At 64.8% G+C, this 2822-nt stretch carries 4 protein-coding genes and 1 pseudogene; 1 reads left to right on the forward strand and 4 read right to left on the reverse strand.

Features of this window, described 5'->3' with window-relative positions:
- From Q1V87_RS08920 to Q1V87_RS08935, 4 genes are all read right to left on the reverse strand, one after another.
- Positions 1–297 (reverse strand): RNA polymerase-binding protein RbpA (locus Q1V87_RS08920; RefSeq protein WP_300591816.1); only part of this gene is annotated, 297 nt, incomplete at its 3' end.
- Positions 298–390: 93 nt separating this feature from the next.
- Positions 391–1173, reverse strand: coding sequence for a glycerophosphodiester phosphodiesterase family protein (locus Q1V87_RS08925; RefSeq protein WP_300591817.1), 783 nt, complete (start codon positions 1171–1173; stop codon positions 391–393).
- A complete protein-coding gene (locus Q1V87_RS08930; RefSeq protein ID WP_300591819.1) occupies positions 1170–2099 on the reverse strand; it encodes an SPFH domain-containing protein in 930 nt (309 codons plus the stop codon). Before Q1V87_RS08930 ends, Q1V87_RS08925 begins: the two co-directional genes overlap by 4 nt.
- Positions 2092–2589 (reverse strand): NfeD family protein, encoded by a 498-nt coding sequence (locus Q1V87_RS08935; protein WP_292710476.1) that lies wholly within the window; start codon positions 2587–2589, stop codon positions 2092–2094. The genes Q1V87_RS08930 and Q1V87_RS08935 overlap by 8 nt, the downstream gene beginning before the upstream one ends.
- Before the next feature lie 138 nt (positions 2590–2727).
- On the opposite strand from Q1V87_RS08935, the pseudogene Q1V87_RS08940 reads away from it, so the two are divergent.
- A pseudogene (locus Q1V87_RS08940) lies at positions 2728–2822 on the forward strand (short chain dehydrogenase); the annotation flags it as partial.

The raw sequence follows: 2822 nt of genomic DNA on the forward strand, positions 1-2822 counted from the left end.
GAGCTCAGGGATCGTGCGACGCTCCAGAAGCATGTCCCAGTGGGAGCGAGGGGCTTTGACATCGCCGTGGTCGACGGTGACAGTCTCGCCGTCAACGCGCAGCAAAGCCTCGGCGCCACAGGTGCGGCATTCCCAGGTCTCGGGGACCTCGGCGTCTGCCGCGAAGGTCATGGTGGTGTCACGTCCACAAGACGTGCAGGAGTAGGTGAACTGTGCCCGCTCATGAAATACGACGCCGTCCTCGCTCTGTAGGCTGGAGGCGCCGAGTCGCATGCCGCGGAGGCTGCGGTCTGCCATTGTGTGGTCCTCTCGTCGCTGTACAGGTATAACGCGCTCACCTGGGCAGATCATCCATGCCGACCCGCAGATGAGAGCATTCTCAGCCGATCTTCAGCGGGGGCGTTGTCCAAGAGTCTCGAGCGCGATGTCGGCACGGTCCGAGACGATGCCATCGACTCCCATATCGACAAGCCGCCGCATGTCTGCGGGATCGTTCACGGTCCAGACATGGACCTCGACCCCGTGCGCGTGAGCGGCCTCAATCAGTCGCGGCGTCACGACCCGCACCGGTCCCTGCCGTTCTGGGACCTGCAGTGCGTCGACTCCCACCAGTGAGGATGTGACAAGCCGCGGTGACCGCGCGACAAGGCCCCAGATCGCCCGTGCAATCGTCTCCCGCCCCGCGGATGTTGCAGGAGCCACGGACCCGGACGGTGCGTGACGAGCGGCCGATGCCAAGGCTGCTCGTCGGCGGGCATCGGCGAAGCTTGTCAGGAGGACGCGCTCACCATGACCGGCGACCAGGACACCCACTGCGTCGGCGGCGTCGGCCGCCTTCACGTCGAGGTTGAACCTCAGAGTCGCGAAGTCCTCGAGCGCAGTGCGTAACGTGATCAGCCCACCGCGATCTGCCATCAAGGCGGTTAGCTCCGCGAGATCGACGTCGACGATGCGTCGAGGGTCGCCGGTGACTCGACGAAGATCCGCATCATGGAACAGCACGACCTCGCCGTCGCGGGTGAGATGACAGTCGGATTCCACGTAGGTCGCGCCCGCGCGCTGCGCCGCGGCGACCGACGAGTAGGAGTTCTCTGCTATCGCGGGGTCAACCGTCAAGCCCCGGTGCGCCAGGACGCGCGGATACGGGGCATCGACGAAGTAGGGGTGCTTCACGCCTGCTCGTCAGGTGCGGGCTTTGCGGCATCTCGCGACCCGAACGCACTGGATACACCCTTGAGTGCCTCCGTGAACTCGCTCGGGATGATCCACAGTTTGCTGGACGCGCTGTCGCTGATCTTCGGAAGAGTCTGCAGGTACTGGTACGCGAGGAGCTTGTCATCCGGATTGCCCTCGTGGATGGCGTTGAAGACGGTAGCGATGGCCTCGGCTTCACCCTGGGCGCGCAGGATCTGGCCCTGCTTTTCGCCTTCGGCCCGCAGGATCTCAGCCTGGCGTGCGCCCTCCGCCTGCAGGATGGCTGACTGCTTCGTGCCCTCAGCGGTCAGGATCGCCGCACGACGGTCACGTTCGGCGCGCATCTGCTTTTCCATCGAGTCCTGGATGGAGACCGGGGGATCGATCGCCTTCAACTCCACACGCGAGACGCGGATGCCCCACTTGCCCGTCGCTTCATCCAGCACGACCCGCAGCTTCGTGTTGATCTCGTCGCGGCTGGTCAGTGCCTCCTCGAGATTCAGGCCACCGACGACGTTTCGCAGCGTCGTGGTCGTGAGCTGCTCCACCGCGCCGAGGTAGTTCGCGATCTCGTAGGTGGCCGCGCGGGCATCCGTCACCTGGAAGTACACGACCGTGTCGATCGAGACAACGAGATTGTCCTCGGTGATGACCGGCTGCGGCGGGAAGGAAACGACCTGCTCGCGCATGTCGATCAGCGGCCGCACCCGGTCGATGAACGGCACGAGAAGGTTCAAGCCGGGGGAGAGGGTCTTGTGGTACCGGCCGAGGCGCTCCACGACGCCGGCTGTGGCCTGCGGAATGATCCGAATCGATCGGAAGATCACCACGACCACGAAGATCGCAATGACCAGCAGCAGGACGATGACGAAGATCTGACCCGCGAACGCGCCGATGTCAATCATGTTCCATGGTCCTTTCTGTCGATGGCCGGGGCTGCGGAGCCACTTCGACGGCGGCGCCCCGTACCGCGATGACGCTGACCGGCTGTCCGACGTTCGCCTCAGCATCCGTCAGACCGGCGCTCAGTCGTGCCGTCCATGTCTCGCCGTTGTCGAGCTTCACCTCACCTGCCCCCTGCGTGAACGCGCGGGTCACACGGGCCGGCATCCCAACGAGCGCATCGACGTTCGTGAGGACGACCGGCGAACTTCGATGGAGCGCGCGCAGCAGGAGGGGGCGAATCGTGAACAGGAGAAGTGCTGAGGCGATTGCGGCGAGCCCGATCTGAAGCCACCACGGGCCGCCCAACAGGTTCGTCCCGAGGCCGCCGATCAGTGTTCCGGCAGCCAGCATCAGAAACGTGAACTCGAGGGTGAGGAGCTCGATGATCACAAACAGGACTGCCAGAGCGAGCCAGAGGATCCACAGATACTGCGTGAGATCGGGCAACATCCGAATCTCCTTCCTCTTGGTCCGACCCTATCAACGCAGGGCCCGGCGCGGACCGGTTGGTAGGGTCGGTACGCGCGCCATTCCGGTGCTGCCCCGCGGCTGAAGCGCCGACCTGCAACAGGAGCAATTGTGAGCGACATTTCCACCCCGATCGCCCCCGGAACCCTGCGCGGAAAGACCGCGCTCGTCACCGGTTCGTCGCGCGGAATCGGTGCCGACACCGTCCGCTATCT

Origin of the sequence: Microbacterium sp., from assembly GCF_030149085.1 — a bacterium.
Taxonomy (GTDB): domain Bacteria; phylum Actinomycetota; class Actinomycetes; order Actinomycetales; family Microbacteriaceae; genus Microbacterium.

Excerpts from the sequence above, each read along its gene's own strand:
- Q1V87_RS08935 (WP_292710476.1), bottom strand. The coding sequence starts at position 2,589 with ATGTTGCCCGATCTCACGCAGTATCTGTGGATCCTCTGGCTCGCTCTG.
- Q1V87_RS08930 (WP_300591819.1), bottom strand. The coding sequence starts at position 2,099 with ATGATTGACATCGGCGCGTTCGCGGGTCAGATCTTCGTCATCGTCCTG.